The following is a 1,922-nucleotide window of genomic DNA, read 5'->3' as shown; positions in this document are numbered from 1 at the left end:
GGTGCGGTGACCCGGGTGTACTGCAGCTGCACCTGCGCCGAGCGCATGCTGGCTTCATTGGCGGCAACCGCGCTTTCGTACTGTGCCACCTGGTTTCGTTGTGTATCCAGATCGGTCTTGGCCACGAACTGGCGGTACTCCGGTGCGTTCGAACGCTGGTAGTTCGAGCGCGCGGTGGCCAGCAGGGCCTCGTTCTGGCGCTTGGAGGCGACGGCCTGGTCATAGCTGGCCTGGGCGGTGCGCGGGTCGATCACCGCCAGCACGTCGCCCTTCTTCACTTCCTGGCCTTCGCGGAAATTGAGGCTCATCAGCTGGCCGCCCACCTGCGGGCTGACCGTCACGGTGTTCATCGCGGTCACCGTGCCCAGCGCGCTGGCATACACCGGCACGTCCTGGCGTACGGCATCGACCACGGTTACCGGCACCGGGCCGGCATCGGGATCTTCACCGCCCTCGCGGGCACCTGCTTCCTGCCCCGCGGCCTTGTCCTTGCCGCCACCGAGTACGCGCAGGCCGACCACGGCCAGCACCAGTACCGCCACGACCAGCAGCACGATCTTCCAAACACGTGACATTCAAGACTCCAAGAGGGCTGGACGGGGTGGCACCCCGGGTGGCAATGCGCAAAGCATACCTGTGGCCCACCGGGTTTCCTGCATGACGGATGGGACGGGCGCTCAGACCAGTGGGCGACGGTGGAGGTTCCCGTAGCGGCGAGGTTGCCCTACATTCAGGTGCAGACCCCTTCCGTGGAGATCGAGATGCGCCGTTCGTTGCTGCTGTCCGCCCTGCTGCTGGCCCTGCCGGCCCTTGCCCATGCCGAGGACGCCCAGCGCCCGGAAGTGACCGCCGCCGCGCAGCGCCTGCAGGCCAAGGTGGTTGAATGGCGACGCGATTTCCATCAGCACCCGGAGCTGTCCAACCGCGAGGAGCGCACCTCCGCCGAGGTCGCCAAGCGCCTGCGTGCGATGGGCCTGAAGCCGAAGACCGGCATCGCCCACCACGGCGTGGTGGCGATCATCGAAGGCGGCAAGCCCGGCCCGAAGATTGCCCTGCGCGCGGACATGGACGCACTGCCGGTGACCGAGCAGACCGGCCTGCCGTTCGCCTCCAAGGCCACCGCGCAGTACCGCGGGCAGACCGTAGGCGTGATGCACGCCTGTGGCCATGACGCGCACACCGCCACCCTGCTGGGCGTGGCCGAAGCGCTGGTGGCGATGAAGAAGGACCTGCCGGGCCAGGTGATGCTGATCTTCCAGCCCTCCGAGGAAGGCGCGCCGCCGCCGGAAGAGGGCGGTGCAGCGCTGATGCTGAAGGAAGGCCTGTTTGCCGACTTCAAGCCCGAGGCGGTATTCGGCCTGCATGTGTTTTCCAGCGTGCAGGCAGGGCAGATCGCGGTGCGCGGTGGCCCGCTGATGGCCGCGTCCGATCGTTTCGGCATCAAGGTGATCGGCCGGCAGACGCATGGCTCGGCACCGTGGAACGGCGTCGACCCGATTGTGGCCACTGCCGATCTGATCGGCACCGCACAGACCATCGTCAGCCGCCGCGCCAACCTCTCCAAGCAGCCGGCGGTGCTGACCTTCGGCGCGATCAACGGCGGCATCCGCTACAACATCATTCCCGATGAAGTGGAGATGGTCGGCACCATCCGCACCTTCGACGAAGGCATGCGCCAGCAGATCTTCGCCGACCTGCGCAACGTTGCCGATCACACGGCTGCCGCGCACGGGGCCAAGGCGGTGACCGACATCTACGAATCGGAAGGCAACCCGGCCACGGTGAACGACCCGGCGTTGACCGCAAAGATGCTGCCAAGCCTGCAGGCGGTGGTGGGCAAGGACAACGTGTACGAACCGCCGCTGCAGATGGGCGCGGAGGATTTCTCGCTGTACGCCAAGGAAGTGCCGGGCATGTTCTTC

At 67.0% G+C, this 1,922-nt stretch carries 2 protein-coding genes; one reads left to right on the top strand and one right to left on the bottom strand.

Features of this window, described 5'->3' with window-relative positions; translation table 11 throughout:
• Window positions 1-575, bottom strand: a 575-nt coding sequence (locus tag DBR20_RS09750; protein ID WP_146186983.1) for an efflux RND transporter periplasmic adaptor subunit, incomplete at its 3' end; no start/stop codon positions are given.
• Window positions 576-761: 186 nt separating this feature from the next.
• Between DBR20_RS09750 and DBR20_RS09745 the strand changes: the two genes are divergently transcribed.
• Window positions 762-1,922, top strand: a 1,161-nt coding sequence (locus DBR20_RS09745; protein ID WP_108266036.1) for an amidohydrolase, incomplete at its 3' end; no start/stop codon positions are given.

The organism is Stenotrophomonas sp. HMWF023 (assembly GCF_003060985.1).
GTDB lineage: Bacteria > Pseudomonadota > Gammaproteobacteria > Xanthomonadales > Xanthomonadaceae > Stenotrophomonas > Stenotrophomonas lactitubi.
This window is presented reverse-complemented; position numbering and strand designations above follow the sequence as displayed.